The organism is Vibrio cholerae ATCC 14035, assembly GCF_000621645.1.
Lineage (GTDB): Bacteria > Pseudomonadota > Gammaproteobacteria > Enterobacterales > Vibrionaceae > Vibrio > Vibrio cholerae.
Map to the genome: position 1 here is coordinate 70,658 of NZ_JHXR01000010.1, position 17,479 is coordinate 88,136.

A 17,479-nucleotide genomic window follows, 5' to 3' on the forward strand; every position below is an offset into this window, starting at 1 on the left:
TTTCATGCTGCGTGAGCAGGGTTACGCCCTACCGCACACGCCATTAATTTCTCTTGATCGGCTTCGCTCGCCATAAACTCGCCGCTAATCCGCCCTTCATGCATCACCAGAATGCGGTCACTCATGCCCAGCACTTCGGGCATTTCTGAGGAGACTAAAATGATGCTCATGCCTTCAGCTTTGAATTGGTTGATCAGTTGGTAAATCTCTTTTTTGGCGCCAACGTCAACACCGCGAGTCGGTTCGTCCAAAATCAGTACTTTGGGTTTGGTCATCAGTCCTTTAGCGATCGCCACTTTCTGCTGATTGCCCCCAGAAAGGTTGCCAATGATTTGCTCACGACTTGGGGTTTTGATGTTGAACAGACGAATAAAGTCATCCACAGCAATCACTTCATCGGCATGACGAATTTGCACACCTTTGCTCAGTTGATCGAGCGCGCAAAGTGACATGTTCTCTTTCACCGAAAGACCGAGTACCAAGCCATCGCCTTTACGATCTTCAGAAATATAGGCGATGCCATTGGCCAAACCATCTTGCGGACTGACAGGGTTAACCGTGCGCCCGTTGAGGTTAATCACGCCACGCTCCGAAGGGAGCGCGCCATAAATCACCTTCATCAGTTCAGTGCGCCCAGCCCCCATCAGGCCAGAGACACCAAGAATCTCGCCTTTTTTAAGCGTAAAGCTGACATCGTGCACACCCGAGCCAGTTAGGCCAATCACCTCAAGGCTGATGTCACCCTGCTGCGCGGCAATACGTGGGTACTGCTCTTCCAGTTTACGGCCAACCATCATCTCAATCAGGCCATCTTCATTGGTATCGCACACGCGGCACTCGCCAATAAATTTGCCGTCACGCAGCACTGTGATGTCGTCACAAATCTCAAAAATTTCTTTCAAACGGTGTGAGATATACACAATGCCGCAGCCTTGTTCGCGCAGTTCATTAATGACATTAAACAGAGATTCGGTTTCGGTATCGGTCAGCGCATCGGTCGGTTCATCCATGATGATAACTTTCGATTCAAACGACAGCGCTTTGGCAATTTCCACCATCTGCTGCTCACCCAAGCTCAGCTCTCCGAGCAAGGTTTTAGCACTGTGTTTCACATTCAAACGTGCGAGCAGTTGATCCGCTTTACGATGCATTTCATCCCACAGAATGCGTCCGAATGGCGAAGTCATCTCACGGCCAAGGAAAATATTTTCCGCAATCGTCAGCTGCGGGATCAGGTTGAGCTCTTGGTGAATAATGCTGATGCCCGCCAGCTGCGAATCTCGTGGGCCTTTAAAACTGACAGGTTGGCCTTGATACTCAATGCTGCCCGCATCTTTGCTATAAATGCCGGTCAGAACTTTCATCAAGGTTGATTTGCCAGCACCGTTTTCACCCATTAACGCCATTACCCGCCCCGGATAGACATTCAGGCTCGCTTTGTCCAAGGCTTTCACGCCAGGGAACGCTTTTTCAATTTGGCTCAGGGCTAAAATTGCTTGAGTCATAGTGGCTCCTCCATGGTTGGGCGTGGTTAAAACACGACACCCGCTTGGAAAATCACATTGGCGTAAGGTGTACATTCACCGGTGCGCACTACCGCGCGGCTTTGCAGCGTGCGTTGTTTAAACGCTTCATGGCTGATGTATTGGATGGCAATTGGCTTACCGCACAACTGTTCTTCTGCTTTCAGCTCGCGATATAAGGCTTCATGCAACACCGGGCTTACTTGAGCAAACTCCTGTGCCACGATGACACTTTCAATCTGCGATTCAGACAAAATCACCCGTACTGTTTCCAAAAAAGAAGGCACCCCGTGAGTCAGCGCGAGATCAATACGCGTCACTTCATCAGGGATTGGCAGCCCAGCATCACAGATCGTGATTTCATCGGTATGGCCGAGTGTTGCCACCAAGTAAGAGAGTTCAGAGTTTAGTAGGGTACTTTTTTTCATGGTGATACCTTTTATTGATTCACGTTTGAATAACGACAGCATCACTTTCAATTGGCGAAAAAATGCACATCGAAACGTTTCGATGACATAATAGTTTACTCAATTAAGTTTGCACGCGACAAATCCACAGAGTGTGAAAACGATCAGCAAAATGATGTACTGAATACTCACTTTGATGAATAGTGATAGGGTCGAACCGTGATCATTTCGCGCCGATTTAACACAGCGGCATCTCAGTTCGGTATAGTGGCAGCAAGTAATGAAGATTTGATGAGGATAATTGATGAAAAACACTCTGCTGATGATCATGAGTACGCTTACGCTTTCGGCCTGTAGCGAAGTGGGCAGCAAAGCTTGGTGTGAAGATATGCGCGAAAAACCAAAAAGCGAGTGGAATACTCAAGACACGCTCGACTTCGCCAAACACTGCATTTTCAACAATGAAGTCGGTAGCAAATCTTGGTGCGAAGATATGGATGAGAAATCCAAAGGTGACTGGACAGCCAAAGAAGCAGGTTCGTACGCTAAATATTGTGTGCTGTGAGAAGGAAAACCCCCAGTATTTAATTGCTCTGGGGGTTAAACAACGACTCAATTTAATCGATGTATTTTTAATATCATTGATATTTAATTAAAAATCCGTAGTAAACCCAAAGCATTCATTATCACAAACTTATTTGTGATGCTAATCCTAACTATTATCAACATCCTCTATATACTGTTGAATGTAAATATCAAGGCCTTGTAGCATCGAAAGTTCACATTGGTTCATTAGCAATTCACCACGTTGGCCACCGACATTTATATAAAGCATACACTTTTCATGAATAGCTAATCTTTGCTTGCTGTAGAAATCATCAGGAAAGCCATAATCTATAGACTTAGAAGAAATATTATTTCTAATCTGAGTCTCTGACTTAGCTATCTCATTTTGGATACACACTAGAATTTTTTGATGCACTCCAGATGTATCATTGCAGTTTTCACTAGCAATAGCGCCACCACTAATACTTAATAATATCAACAGCATAGTTACATACGCAGAAAGCAAGTTATTCATTTTATATCAACCTCCAAACCGTCAATTTCTAGTTCAAGTAAAGCTTTTTTCTCTGATACCGCACGTTTTTTTAAATCACTCCACCATGATGGCGAAGACTTAAAAAGCCTTTCTGTATTAACAAGCTTGTAATCTTGTACCAGAATAATGATGTCCTTATCAGTCATACTTTCCATATTTTGTCCATTCAATGCATTGAAAATCAAATTAGTTCTCCCACCAAACTGTACTGAAGTAGACCAGATCAAATCATGTACAGCAGCTCGATTATGTTCAAACAAAAGTCCTTTCCCTCTAAGATGTCCTATTTGTATATCATAATGAATTCTCTTAATAAATTGGTGTTGTTCTTCTCTGAATTCCTGAGGATATCTTGAAGCTATATCCTGCCAAACAACATTAAACTCTTTCGTAGCGGGATTTAATCCACTAAAGAATTCTTTGAATTTTGATGACTGAATATATTTTTGTACCACACCAAGATTTGATGACATTTGATAGCAACCATATGAAGCCCCACCATAATCTCCATTTCCTGTTGATATAACCCCTGGGCCTCTTCCTGCCGACTCATATTTCTCTGACGTTTTACCTAGAGGCCATATTTGATAAATATTATTCTCATACACCCACCCATCCATCAAGGCTTCGTCTAGTGCCAGTAGTGTACCTTTGCCGACAATACCGTCAACAGCGCCAATGCTGTAAGACGGGTGGGTTTGGTGGCTTGGTTGATAGCTTTTCTGGAACTGCTCAATCGCGGTTTTAGTTTTGCTCCCAAAGTCACCATCAGCTCCTGCTTTCCCGAGATCAAACCCCAATTTTATGAGCGCTTCTTGTAGTAACTTAACCTCATCGCTGTGATTACCTTGACGATAAGCACTCGCTTGTCGCTTGGCGAGTTTCTCTAACTCATCGGATGGTTTGAGGAGATCGGATTTTAAAATTCGCTCCGGTGTTTTCTCTTCGGCCACAGGCTCATCATTTGCCGTGTTATTGGCTGAACTCGGCATCATTGTGGGGAGTGATGCCACATCAATAACACGCGCCGCGCCTGATTGCATTGAGGCCGCAATATCCGGCTGAACCAATTCTGCTACTGGTTTAGCTTGCGCTAACATTCTCGGTGCTGCCGCTAATTGCCCGCCATAAGCGCTACCGCTGCCTGCACTGCCGCCCGCGTTTAGGTTAATGGCAGGACCGACTAAGTGCACGCCACCAGCATCGACTTTTACAAAACTGCCCCCAGCTTTTAGGGTTAACTCCGCTCCGGCTTCAACCACGATTTTTGCGCCGCTTTTGAGTGAAATCTCTTTACCCGCCTCGACAGCAATGCGCTGCCCGACTTTGTGTTGTAGTGACGCGCCGACTTCATGGCTGCTATCGAGTGCGATTTTGCTACGGACTTCACCTTCAACCGTTAAATGTTGGTTGCGCTGAATGCGGGTAAAGCGATCATTGTCCACAGTGAGATGTTGATCGTGGCGAATCACTTCGGTGTGATCATGCTCAATCAACGCATCCCAATCTTTTTGTGCATGCAGCAAAATCTGTTCGCTGCCCGCTTGATCCTCAAAACTCAGTTCGTTGTAGCCTTGCCCTTGGTGAGTCTCAGTGCGCAGCACGGTTTTGGTTTTGTGGTCAGGCAAGGCGTAAGGCGCGGTATTGGTCGCATGATACGTACGACCTGTGATGATGGGTTGATCCGGATCGCCATTCAGGAACGAAACAATCACTTCATGGCCAACTCGCGGAATCGCCATACTACCGTATTGGCTACCAGCCCATTCTTGTGCCACTCGCACCCAGCAAGAGCTTTTTTCGTTGCTACTTGAGTAGCGATCCCACGGGAAATGCACTTTCACGCGACCAAAGTTATCGCAATAAATCTCTTCACCTTGTGGCCCAACCACGGTGGCGATCATGGGACCATCCACTTGCGGCTTAGCACAAGGCCTTGCTCGCCAAGTGATGTGAGCGGGAATAAGTTTTAGCTGATTGCTGTAAGTGGTAGCGCCTGAACCACCCTCTTCTTGTAACGCTTGTGGCTGCGTCCCTTGGTGATTGGCTTGTACCACGAGCCAATCTCGATTCATTGCGTGATCAAGGTGATCTTGCAAGTCAAAACGCACTCCCGCCAACAGCAAAGGTTCGTCACTCTTCGCATCAGCAAGCAAAGCATCGCGACGTAAATACTCTAAGCGAATTTGGCTAAAGGCCTTGCCATTTGCATCGTCTTTGTAGCGTCCCGGAGCATCAAAATGCTCATAATTTGGCTGCTGATAAGCGATATCTTTACCCTGCGTGCGCTGAGTAAATCCGTAAGCTGGCTTTTTAAAGCTGTAATCCTTTAGCTCGGTATGGCTGACTTGTGCGGTGGTCTTGAATTGCAGATCGACCACATAAGGGAGATTGATCTCGCCACCCGCCAGCGCATTATAAGGTACTGGCTTGGCTAACTTCGGTTGGCTGTCCGAGCTATCGGTAAACAGTAGCGTGTGTTTCTGCGCTTCATGTAGGTGACTGTATACCAAGCCTTCTTCGGCGGCGATACGGTGTAAAAACTGCAAATCCGTTTCACGGTACTGCACACAAAACTCACGCTGGGCACACTCACGCTTAAGGGCAAAGGCGTAATCTTCAATCCCCATCTCTTGCAGTAAAATAGAGATAATTTCCGGCACGCTTTGCTGCTGGAAAATACGGCTATTACTGCGTAAAGAAAGCCGCTCCAGCGCAGGTACTAACGTAAGAGAATAAAACGTGTGCCGATGCCCAGTATCGCCTTTACTCAATTGGCGTACGATACCGTTAATTTGCTGCACCACTTGCCCGTCACGCAGAATGGTTAAATGCGCGGTTTGGTCGACAAATTGCTCAGCAGTAAGGTTGCTTAGCGCACTGGCTAAATCAACCTGATAGCGAAAACCATAGCAGGGTTCACAGCGCCATACAGAATCAGACAAGGACTCTTGCCCTTCAAATCCGCGTACGACGAGGGATTCATCCTCAAGGCCATCCACCTTTAATTGAAACTGTAACCTTGCCATGCTGTTTTCCTTGTTCTTTTTTTCGACGATAGCACTCGATATGTGGCCATCTTAAGTTCGATGAAAATGGTTCGTTGAAAATGGTGCGTTGAAAATATTGTGTGGCAGTCAATGGCAAACTCAATGCCAGCTTTTTGTCTACTTTTCCCTGTTTCGCACCAGGGTTAACTCTTATCACTGAGCAATCCCTTGCCCCAATCAAGCAAAAAACTGCCTATAAGCGAGTTTTTGCCCCACCTCTTCCTTCAGCCATCACTGCAACAAAGCCGCATCGCCGATACGCTGCTCAAGCTCGGCAATTTTCCAACTTAGGCTATCTAGCCTTTGTTTGAGGATCGCAAACTCTTTCTGGGCATTTGTGACATCGCCCTGTTCAAGGAGGCCTTGCACATAGTCAACTCGACCATAAATCGGTGATAGGCTGACCGCGAACTCTTCTAATGATTTGGTCTGCTTTTCTAACTCAGCCCATTTCCCTCGCTTAGCCAATAACGAGATATTGGCCATTTTGGTGCGAATTTCGCTGAACTTAGCCACGAACAGCGCGGTTTGCTCCAACGCTTGTTGCTGCTGAAGGGCAAACTCTTGACTCAGTGCATTCACTTGCTCGTTTTCAGGATAAAGAGTGCGCAATAGATTCAGCTGAGTGATGGCATGTCGCTTAGGTTCACTAAACGAGATGGTTAAATTCTGCTGCAAAGTATCGCGATACAGCGGGATCAGATCATGTTGCCAACGCGCACGCTCACTTGTGGAAGAGTCGTTGAGCAGTGCTTGAGTTTGAGAGGCCTCATTCAACGTAGTGATGCGCTGTGGCGCGGCATAAGGCGTGGTATAAAACCAAGGCCACCCCCAGTAGCCCCCCACCATTCCCAGTGCAACCCCGAGTACACCTAGAGTGAACAACGCGTAACCGCGCTGCCAAAACTTAAGCTTAGGTGGCTGAGCCTTCTCCTGCTTTTTCAATAAGCTGTGGTATTGGGTTTCAATTCTGTCTATGTGTTCAAACAGAGCAAACCCGACCCCTTCAAAGTCTACTTTGTATTCGGTTTGTTGCTGTTCAAACAGCTGATGTAACCGCTCGCAATGGCGCTCAGCCCGATACAGATCTCGCAGCGACTCATAAGTTGGCTTAAGTGCTTTCAGTTCCTGCACCACACGTGCATTGACCCAATCAAGGATCTCTTTGCGCACTTTGGCGCTTTTCACATCACACTCACCTTGGTTGGCAAGGCTTGCACTCATCAGCTCCATACCGGTGGCATACCCCGCTAACCCCTGAGTTTTCAGGCAGGCTACCGCATAGTAACCGCAGATCAGAAAATCCATTCCTTGGTTACAGGCCAGTTGTTCACAGTACTCTTTTACCACTGCCCAATCCGTGCCCCCAGCAATCGGATTGAAGCGGCGGTTTATCTCCTCACGAACCTTCGCATAGGGCTCTAATCCGCGAATCTCCTCAGAATCATTGGTTAATCGGTAGCAAACGTTATCAATAAAAATCACATTGGACATCACAACTTCGTCCTAAAAAGCCAGAGCGAAAAACTCGCTCTGGCAACCTATTAATAGAGTGTTTTAGACAGTTTGAACGACTTGAACAGGCGTTCGGTAAATGGGTTGGCATCGGCCTCTGCGTTAATACGGTAGATCATCTCACCGCCATCGACGATAAATTTGAAATCAACCGACGTTTGACTCGCCGAAACCACATCACCTTGATCCAATAAGCGGAAGAATGCCCACGGTCCTTGGATTTGCAAACTGCGCGGTGACATATTGGTTTGGGTTGGAATCAAGGTCACCTTAGACACCGCAGAATCACGCAGCGTGTTAGGCCAAATCAGCTCCACATTTTCACGCGGACCATGGCTGTAAGCTAAGAACTGACCATCCACATTCAGCACACTACGACGCTTGTTGTTACTCAAACTGAGCGGCTCAACCGAGAAGCTGACATCCAAAATCCCTTTACGGTTGAAGAAAGCCTCACGAATTTTCTGCGCTTGCTTGATCTGATCCAGCACTTCTTTACGAATGATCGACTGCGCTGAGTCATCCGACGCGACGCTGATGTTCTCATCAATAAACATCTTCAGTTGCTGATTGTAGAAGTTGTCTAACGTGCCATTCGGCGCAAAGAAGGCTTCAAAATCGGCCAAGGCAACATCTTTATTTGATGCGGGGTTGAATGGATAACGCCCAGCCAGCTTGCTTTGGAAGGTTTTATACACATCCTCCGTCCAGCGAACTTCCAGATGCTTGATCGCTTCTTGCTTGACCACATACCAGCTCTCATCTGCAAGCTTTGCCATCATGCTATCCAGCGGCTTCGGCAGTCCTGACGAGATACGTTTTAAGGTATAGATAGGGTCAGCATTAACCAGTTTGACCCGCGCTTTGGTCGCATCGAGCGCCGCCATACCGACATCGGGAGCATCTTGAATCGATTTCAAGTAGCTTTTCAGCTCATCCACCGAAGCCAAGACTTCCGTCATGTACGCTGGTTTGCTGCCCACCGGTTTGAGCATACCGTTCAGATCAGCAAACGGAGTTTCAATCATCGAAGCCACTTTGTATTTCGGACTTTTCAGCAGCTCTTTTAACGCCGATTCATCTTTAGGTAACGCACTGTACAGTTGGGTGTTGTCATCTAATGTGCGCAGTAGACGCTGCATCGGCTCAAGGTTACTGGTGATATTTTCCAAAACCATGACCGCATCATTGATGTCATTGAAATACTTCACATCAATTTCATTGAGTGCCGCGCGCCATGTGTTGGTGTAATCCGCCACATAAAGATCGCGGATTTTTTCGCGCAGTGCCTGCTTGTCTGCTTCACTAAACTGTGCCGTTTTGCTCTGTCCCAGAACCCAACTGTCAATCAGTGCCAGCTCAGAGACCGATTCAGATTGCGGCATAAAGTAGTCATCAAAACCACGCTTGGTGAGCATTTGAGGAATAAACAGGCTGCTACTGTTAAGAACGCGCTCTTCAAACACCACATCGAACACCGGCCCAATCAAGCTACGCAAGTTAACCGAAGGACCAAGCACCGTTTGTGCGCTCAATTTCAAGTTACGATAGACGCGCTGGTCGTTTGGCATTGAACCCAGTTCAACCTGAGCACGAGCAATCACTTTATCGTAAGGGCGCATCACCTGCTCCGCCCCTTTATCACCATTGAGCCTCTCTGCAGTGAGGTCCGTATGACGCATCGCGTAATCTAAGTGGCCGAGCAGCTCTTCCTGAATTTGACGCTGACCTGAGAAGGATTTTTGCCAATACTTCGCAAAATAATCCATCACATAGTCTTGGTAACGACCACTTTTATCGACCAGCATGCGATACACACGCAGCACCGCTAATTTTTCTTCATCTGTCTCAGCTTGATTGAGCGCAACAATGGTGTCCGCCATCAACAGAGGCAAGAAGCGAGTTTCGAGTAAGTTTAAGTAGGTCTCTTCTACTTTCGGGCCAATGGTGTGCCCTTGGTAGAGACCAAAATCGGAGATGTACTGAGGTTTATCACGGAAGAAACCAAACTCCAGTGTCGCCTCACGGATCTTGTTCAACGGATCCAATACCTCTCTTTGTGAGGCCAATGAACGGCTGGTCGGGAACTGCTCTTTATACTGATTCACTTTGGTTAATACAGTATCGGCGTGTTGCACGTTATTGAGGTAGTTACGATGCCAAGTTCCCGCCAACAGCAAAGTCGCCACTGAGCATGCGACAAAAGAGAGCCCCATCAAACGGCGTTTGTTTTTTGCAACCCGGAAATTATCCGACGCTAAACCCGCTTCAGGATAAATGATGTGGGTAAACAGTTTTTGCGTGAAATAGACCGTGGAGTTTTTCGCGCGCTGCGCCGTATTAATCGCATGAGACAGACCATAACGACGGGAAGCCGCATCATCAAAAGCGTTGGTAGGTACACCTTGTTGGTAAACCGACGTGAAATAGGCACCACGCACCAGCGCTGACGTTGAGAATTGATCGCTCGCCAAAGCCTCTTGGAAAAACTGTTGCAAAATCTCTTTCAAACCTGAGATTTGACGCGTGAAGCTGTAAATCGCGTTACGTTCTTCAAGCGTCATTGGCGCTGCGACCGCATGCGGCAGCATGCCATTAACTCGTGACACAAATTGAGTGTACTCACTGGCAAACTCTTCCAACCATGAATCTAGGTTATCTACCGAATCCATTGAGAAGGTAAAACCCAACACCTCTTCGCGCTGACTTTTGGTGTAGTGCTTAAAGAAAGGCTCAAAACCGTGCAGTAAGTCGAGCTTAGTCAGTGCAATGTACACCGGCAGACGAGTCGATAAGGTTTCCATCAACTCACGCAGACGAGCACGCAGCAAATTGGCATAAGCTTTACGCTCTGAGGCGGTGGCGGTAGCAAGATGCGCCACATCCAACGCCAACACGATGCCGTTTAACGGGCGGCGGCTACGAGTGCGGTCTAGCCAATCGACAAAATGCAACCATAAGCGGCGCTCTAACGCACCATCATTTTCTTCACTACGATTGCCTTGCGTTAACAGCTCACCATCAGGATCAATCAGGACAGATTCATCACCAATCAAACGAGTATGGGTTTTCGCTTTTTTGTCCCGAAGCTCGCATGACCGAAGAGAAGACAAAGTTCTGACCAGAACGGTTGATCAGGCTGGTTTTACCCGCATTTTCTAAACCTAGAACCAAATACCAAGGTAGTGCATACAAGTAGTTGTGTTTATTTAGGCTCTGCTTCATATTGAGCATCACCTGATTCAGTTCAACCTCTTGGCGCTGCTCATACACCTTGATCGGATCTTGGCGCAGTTGCTCTTCGCGCTTTTGCTCCGATTTGAAGGCTTGCAACTTACGCCACTGCCAAATGCCCCACACGGCTAAACAGCCGAGAGTAAACAGACTGCTTGCCACAACTCGAGCCATGATCGACTCCAGCGGTTTATAGCCAGCCACTTCTAACCAAGGGCCTGCCCACCAAATGGCAACGTTCAGCAAAATGAACGTAGTGAATAGCAAAATGGGAAGTGCTGCCACCACCGTGGGTTTAAGCCGCCTTACTATTCCAACAATGAATTTCCACATGAATTGTGTCCTTGTTTACTCTGACGTTGTATATCTTTGAATTTGTTCCACTAAACTCGGTTCCCACTCAGGAACAGACAGCGTCGTTACCTGATTGAGCAGAGTTTGATACTGTTCACCAGCCATCGCATCGAGATGATTTGCCCGCAGCAGATCTGCCGATAGCAATCGCCAGTAAAATTTGTCTCGCGGCTCCACCGCACTGACCAAGCCATCATTGAGCATGGAAAGTGCCACCGCGATTCCACCTTCTTTAGCCAGTTGAAACGCCTCTTTACGCTTCTCTTGCCAATCTCCGCCGACCGATTGCCCCGCAGCACCTTGGCTCTGACCTACGCTCGCCAGCCACTCTTTGACCGAATCGCTGACAAACGGCTCTCCGCCTTTGAATTTGAGCTCAAGCAGCGAAGGCAAACGACGTAAAAACTGTTGTGTTTCTTCGGCAATCGCCTGACACCAATCACTTTTGCCGAGTTGCTGGGCAATGGTGTAACTCATCCACTGTCCTTCAAACCAATAAGGAGCCATGGTTAAGCTCTGTTCGACTTTGCGCCACAAGGCTAAATCGGGGTGACGAAGTTGATCTTGGTAATCCTTGACGCGATCCGCCTGCATTCCACGCAGCAGTGTTTCACCATCGGGTTTATGATCGGGCAATGAGGTAATGCTGCCCCACACCGCAAAGCGGCGCAGACGAATCGAAAGAGCGATACCAAACTCTTGTTCGGCAAGAAAATCTGCCACTTTGAGTAGGGTTTGTTTCGCTGCTTTGTCACTCGAATGATCCACCACCATACTCGCCGCAGGAGAAGGCGTTGCAGCACTTGGTGTTTCACGCTCCGCGCTGCTTTGCGCCGTCACTTGCTGGCGCTGCTCTGCGCGTTTGATCTCCGCGGTAATTCGCACCACCACAGACTCCACCAACTCAGAAGAGAGCCCTTGTTTCTCAACGGCTTGTTGCCACTCTTCAACCGCCGCTTGTAGCGCTTGGCGATCCGCTTCATCCAGATGATGAAAATCGAACTTTTCGATCACCGTGGTAAAACGTTGCGCCATCTGGCTGAAAAATTTACGTCGCGGCAGATTGCCACGTGGGCCCGGCGCTGGATAACTGTCGTTCCAATATTGATTGAGGAACTCACTCATCACCGCAAACGAGGTAATAAGGCGCGTCGGGGTAACTTGGTTATGCAGACACTGCAGCAGGTAAACCAAAAGCTTGATGTCTTTACTCTGTTCACCAAGCAGTTTGAGAGTGCTGTGCTCCACTTCATCCCACTGCACTGAAGCGTGAGAGAGAGAGCCCACTTTCATCATCTGATCCTCAATAAAATCAAACAGTGGGTGATCGACTAGCCGCTCTCCGACAGGATTGCTACTGCTGATCGGTTTGGCCACACACTGACGGTATTCAGTCATTTCCATACGGGCTCCTTACCAACCACAGCGTTCGCGCAAAGCATCAAGGGCTTCATTGACACCTCGAGTATCAAACTGTAACCCGTCAGCAAAGGGCGCATTAGAACGCAGCAACAGGCGAGACTCACTGGCGGCCAATTTCATCATTTCGATCGCAGGCATGCCGCGAGCCGAGGAAAACAGTACGCCGTGATCGTCACTGCGCCAGAACTGTGTCTCGTGTCGGATAGAGACTTGAATCCGTGCATCAGCCACTTCTTTCGGTAAAGCCAGCTCAATGCGGCTCAGGTTATTAATGCAACTGAGCAAGAGCACTGGCGGAGATGTTTCCCCTGAGCTGCGATTTTGCGCAGGCAAAGCAATCCAAGCGCTGCTGCCCCGCCCTTCACCTTGCGTACCTAATACCCAACCCGCTTCGGACTGCGACTCAGACAATGCCACCATGGCGCGTTGCCACTCTGCGGGATAAGGATTGGACGGTGCGATAGCCACTTGCTCAAGGGGCGTGGCAAAGACACGGTCAAAACAAGCCAAACGCTCTAAACGCGCAGGAATTTCGCGGCACAGCTCAGCTTGCTCAACCTGTGAGCCCGCATCTTGCGATGCTGCTAAAACATGCGCAGAGCCCGCGCAACCCAAGATCAAACTGACCACTAAAACGGTAATTCTCATGGGGTTTTGATCTCCAATTTCAGGCACTTGTAGGCCAAGGTACGCTTAGGGATACCGAGACTTTTCGCCGCTTTCGCGCGATCGCCAGCAAAGCGGTTCAAACGCTCACTGATGATCAACGCTTCAAACTGACTGACCGCCTGTTTCAAATCATGGATAACCGCAAAATTCGGTTCTCCAGCCAGCGCAACCGAGGGTTCAAGATCCACGTTCTCAGTTTCGACAGAAACGGCTACCGGCGTCGCTTCAGGCGCAAGACAGGGTAGGGTTTGTAAACGATGGGCAAAGCAACTAGCTTCCACCTGCGTACCATCCGCTGTTTGCGCGCAGCCAAACTCAATCAAATGTTTCAGCTCACGCACATTTCCCGGGAAGTCGTACTGCTTAAGGCAGTCGATGGCTCGATAGTTCAAACCACGAATGCGCGTGTTATGTTGCAAGTTGAACACGCGCACAAAGTGCTCACTGAGCAGCTCAATATCTTCCAAGCGTGCCGCCAAACGCGGCAAGGTGATCGGATACTGGAATAGACGGTAATAGAGATCTTGGCGAAATTCTTTTTTGCGTACTTGATCCAGCAGATTGACGTGTGTGGCAGATACCAGACGGAAATCGGAACTGAGCTCCTGCTTACCACCGAGCGGTCGAAAAGTACGCGATTCAAGCACACGCAATAATTTGGCTTGTAAGGTGAGCGGCATATCGCCGATCTCATCCAGAAATAGCGTGCCACCATTCGCTTGTGCGATAAGTCCCTGTTTATCGCTGTCCGCTCCAGAAAATGCCCCTTTGCAGTAACCAAACAGTTCACTTTCCAGTAGATGCTCAGGGATCGCCGCACAGTTGATCGCAACAAACGGCGCAGACTTACGTGACGAAAGTTCATGCACGGCCGCGGCGACTAACTCTTTCCCCGTGCCAGTTTCACCTTGCACCATGACCGAGAGCTGAGAGTTAGCGGCAGAGACAATCTGCTCACGCAGCTTTTGCATCGCAGCGCTTTCACCAATCAAAGTACGCGATAACGCATTGGCCAGTGAGCGCTGCGCCGAGTCGCGTTCAATATCCGTCAGCGATTGTTTCAGCTCCAAGCGGCGCTGCTCTTCACGTTCCATATCGTTGAGCAGTGACCATTGCTGGGAAAAAACCTCGATAAACTTCAAAAAGTCCGCGTTTTCAAAAGCGCTCACGATACCGTGACTCTCGCCCATCAACAGCAAGATCGAGTGTACTTGACGAGTATCCATCGGCAGGGGTTGGATCCATACCGAATCAAACATCCCCACGCGAGAGGTTAACTGGCTAAAAGTGCGATTGGATTGCCAAAATACCAACTCTTCCGCGGTCAAATGCATCGCATTGGATGACTGCAAAACATGGGCAAAAGGCACATCAAAATCCGTCACTGACCACGCGAACTGACGCTGTGGATCATGAGGCACAAGTAAACGCCCATCCGACGATGGCAACAACAAAAGGCTATCACTCAGATCTAAGCCTTGAGTCAGCAGATCAACAAATTGCAGCGCAAGCTGGTGGGACTTCCTTACTCCCACCAATTGGGTTGCAAACGCCAGCCATTGACTCATGGTTACGCTACCTCTCCGATAAATTCACCCGCTTCTGCCGCTAAACGAATGCGCTCAACGGGCGCTCTCTCGGCGAGTTTATTCAGCAGCGCCAATGAAACGGGCGGCAGCAATTGCCCTTCAATGATCGCCTCCAGCATACGCGCACCGTTTTCGCTGCGTGTCGCACGGCTTAAGATTTCGTCAATTAAGCTCTCTTCAATCACCACTTCTGCGTTGTAACGTGTCTTGAACAGTTTCTCGAGACGAGCCAGCTTGCCGCGAACAATCTGTGCCAACACTTCTTTACCCAGTGGTAGGTAAGGGATCACTTCCATACGCGCCAGCAGAGCAGGTTTAAAGAAAGCGGCCAATTCAGGATAAAGCGCTTCATCAAGCTTGGCGGGCTCATCGGCATAATCGACTATGGTTTGGTAGCCTAAGTTCGATGTCAGGAAGAACACGATGTTTTGGCAGTCGATGACACGACCTTCACCATCGGCGATTTCGCCTTTATCAAAGCCTTGGTAGAAGATATTTAAAACTTCTGGATGGGCTTTTTCGACTTCATCAAGCAGAACCACCGAATAAGGCATCTTACGGATAGCCTCCGTCAGCACACCGCCTTCACCGTAGCCAACATAACCCGGAGGTGAACCAATCAGGCGGGAAACGGTGTGTTTCTCTTGGTATTCCGACATGTTGATGGTGGTGAGGAACTGTTTACCACCGTAAAGCTGCTCTGCCAGTTGCACTACCGTTTCGGTTTTACCTACACCGCTTGGCCCCACCAGCAGGAATGCCCCTTTCGGACGTCCCGGACGACGCAGATCGGCACGCGCTGTCAGTAAGTGACGATGGATACGTTCGATGGCCGTTTCTTGGCCTTTGATCGCTTGGCCTAAAATCGAGGTCAAATGGGTGATTTTATGCAGCTCATCGGTGTTCATCTGATCAACAGGCACGCCCGTCCAATCGGCGATCACTTCAGCAATCTGATCCGCATCGACTTGCGGGTGCATCAAGCGCTCAGCATGATCAATCGCATCGAGTGCTTGATACTGCTCTTGCAGCGCCGTACGCACCACCAATAAATGGTCGGGATCTTGCTCTTGCGCTTGGCTTAACTCCATCAGCTCAGCACGCAGTGCGATGATCGACTCCACCAAGCTTTTTTGCTGCTGCCAACTCTGTGTCAACGCGGCTTTTTCCGCTTCATCGGCCAACTCTTGATTACGCAAAACATCGAGGCGCTCGCTATCGACCTCTTGGCCAAGGAATTGCGCCCGCTCTAGCATGTCAATTTCGAGTTGACGCTGATGGCACAAGGTTTCAAGTAGCGCTAAACGCTTAGGTGGCGTGGTCATATTGATCGCAATCCGCGCACAAGCGGTATCCAGCACATCAATCGCTTTATCGGGCAGTTGACGACCTGAGATGTAACGCGCTGACAGTTCAGCGGCAGCTTTTAGTGCATCATCAGTGATCAGTACGTTGTGTGCCTTTTCATAGACACTGTTAAGACCGCGCAGAATATCGACGGCTTGATCGATCGTTGGTTCATCGAGTTTGACCAGTTGGAAACGGCGCGTCAGCGCGGGATCTTTTTCAAAATACTTTTTGTACTCTTTCCACGTCGTCGCCGCCACTGTGCTTAACTCACCACGCGCCAGCGCAGGCTTGAGCAAGTTTGCCGCATCACTGCCCCCTTCTTGGTTACCAGAACCAATTAAGGTGTGCGCTTCATCGATGAATAAAATGATCGGTTTAGGCGATTGCTTAATCGCATCAATCACCCCTTTTAGGCGCTTTTCGAACTCGCCTTTCACCGATGCACCCGCTTGCAAGCGACCAAGATCCAACGAATAGAGTTCTACATTTTGCAGTTGGGTGGGCACTTTGCCAGCCACCACACGCAGCGCCAAACCTTCAATCATGGCACTTTTACCAACACCTGCTTCACCCACCACAATCGGGTTGTTTTTGCGGCGACGGCACAGAATATCCACCATCAAGTTGAGTTCATTTTCACGGCTCAGGACAGGATCAAGCTCACCGTTACGGGCTTGCTCAGTCACATTCGTGCAAAAGCGTCCGAGTGGTGTTTCTGCGGCGGCTTGCAGTGGATTGGCCGCATTTTTGTCTGTTTTAGCCACTGCGGTTTCTGCAGAATCACTTAAGATCATCGCAAAGTGTTTTTTGAGGTTTTCGCGGTTGATGCCTTCAAACAAACTGATCAATTTGAATGACAGATAACGGTCCGCACGGGTCAGCGCGGCTAAGAAAATCGCCCCTGAACGCAGCTCAGCCTGCTCTAACTCGGTACTGGAAAGCAGCCAAGCTTCTTGCAGTAACTCGACCAGCAGTGGCGAAAACGCTGGATAGGTATCCAAGACCTGTTCACGGCTATAGGTTGATGCGATGGCCTGTTTCACCTGATCGACTTCCAGCCCCGCTTGCTTGAGTACGAGACGCACATCAGAGAGGGGATTATCCAGTAACACATCCAGATAATATTCTAGAGTGACTTCAGGGTGTTGGCGCTCAATACAGAGAGAGGCAGCTTGCTCCAGAGCCAATTTGCTTTGTGCATTCAGTTTTGCAATAAGAGTGGGTAATTCAATACGGATCACAACGTACCACCTAGCCTAATTAT

General features: G+C 48.8%; 10 protein-coding genes and 1 pseudogene. 1 reads left to right on the forward strand and 10 read right to left on the reverse strand.

The window, feature by feature from the left end; all coding sequences use genetic code 11:
- Positions 1-2: 2 nt before the first annotated feature.
- Both rbsA and rbsD read right to left on the reverse strand, forming a co-directional pair.
- Positions 3-1,505 carry a ribose ABC transporter ATP-binding protein RbsA gene (gene rbsA, locus T411_RS0107240; RefSeq protein ID WP_000189455.1) on the reverse strand — a complete coding sequence of 501 codons (1,503 nt, stop codon included), beginning with the start codon at positions 1,503-1,505 and terminating at the stop codon, positions 3-5.
- 26 nt (positions 1,506-1,531) lie between these two features.
- Positions 1,532-1,951 carry a D-ribose pyranase gene (gene rbsD, locus T411_RS0107245; protein ID WP_001911632.1) on the reverse strand — a complete coding sequence of 140 codons (420 nt, stop codon included), beginning with the start codon at positions 1,949-1,951 and terminating at the stop codon, positions 1,532-1,534.
- Between the two features lie 283 nt (positions 1,952-2,234).
- On the opposite strand from rbsD, the gene T411_RS0107250 reads away from it, so the two are divergent.
- Positions 2,235-2,495 (forward strand): DUF3012 domain-containing protein, encoded by a 261-nt coding sequence (locus T411_RS0107250; protein WP_000799238.1) that lies wholly within the window; start codon positions 2,235-2,237, stop codon positions 2,493-2,495.
- Between the two features lie 147 nt (positions 2,496-2,642).
- Here the strand turns inward: T411_RS0107250 and tsiV3 are convergent, their stop codons facing one another.
- From tsiV3 to tssH, 8 genes and pseudogenes are all read right to left on the reverse strand, one after another.
- On the reverse strand, positions 2,643-3,011 hold the full coding sequence (tsiV3, locus tag T411_RS1000000121085) for a type VI secretion system antitoxin TsiV3 (protein WP_001061295.1): 369 nt from the start codon (positions 3,009-3,011) through the stop codon (positions 2,643-2,645).
- Complete coding sequence (gene tssI / locus T411_RS0107260; protein WP_000113294.1) at positions 3,008-6,061, reverse strand: type VI secretion system tip protein TssI/VgrG; 3,054 nt, start codon at positions 6,059-6,061, stop codon at positions 3,008-3,010. Before tssI ends, tsiV3 begins: the two co-directional genes overlap by 4 nt.
- Before the next feature lie 252 nt (positions 6,062-6,313).
- Complete coding sequence (locus tag T411_RS0107265) at positions 6,314-7,576, reverse strand: type VI secretion system ImpA family N-terminal domain-containing protein (protein WP_000073077.1); 1,263 nt, start codon at positions 7,574-7,576, stop codon at positions 6,314-6,316.
- Positions 7,577-7,626: 50 nt separating this feature from the next.
- Positions 7,627-11,164, reverse strand: a pseudogene (gene tssM, locus T411_RS0107270) (type VI secretion system membrane subunit TssM).
- 15 nt (positions 11,165-11,179) lie between these two features.
- Positions 11,180-12,589: a TssA family type VI secretion system protein VasJ gene (gene vasJ / locus T411_RS0107280; RefSeq protein ID WP_000426093.1), complete on the reverse strand. Its 1,410-nt coding sequence runs from the start codon at positions 12,587-12,589 to the stop codon at positions 11,180-11,182.
- A 9-nt stretch (positions 12,590-12,598) separates the two neighbouring features.
- Complete coding sequence (gene vasI, locus T411_RS0107285; RefSeq protein WP_001223389.1) at positions 12,599-13,255, reverse strand: type VI secretion system-associated protein VasI; 657 nt, start codon at positions 13,253-13,255, stop codon at positions 12,599-12,601.
- Positions 13,252-14,844, reverse strand: coding sequence for a sigma-54 dependent T6SS transcriptional regulator VasH (gene vasH / locus T411_RS0107290; protein ID WP_000084793.1), 1,593 nt, complete (start codon positions 14,842-14,844; stop codon positions 13,252-13,254). The genes vasI and vasH overlap by 4 nt, the downstream gene beginning before the upstream one ends.
- Before the next feature lie 2 nt (positions 14,845-14,846).
- Positions 14,847-17,456 carry a type VI secretion system ATPase TssH gene (gene tssH, locus T411_RS0107295; RefSeq protein WP_000619136.1) on the reverse strand — a complete coding sequence of 870 codons (2,610 nt, stop codon included), beginning with the start codon at positions 17,454-17,456 and terminating at the stop codon, positions 14,847-14,849.
- Between the last annotated feature and the right edge of the window lie 23 nt (positions 17,457-17,479).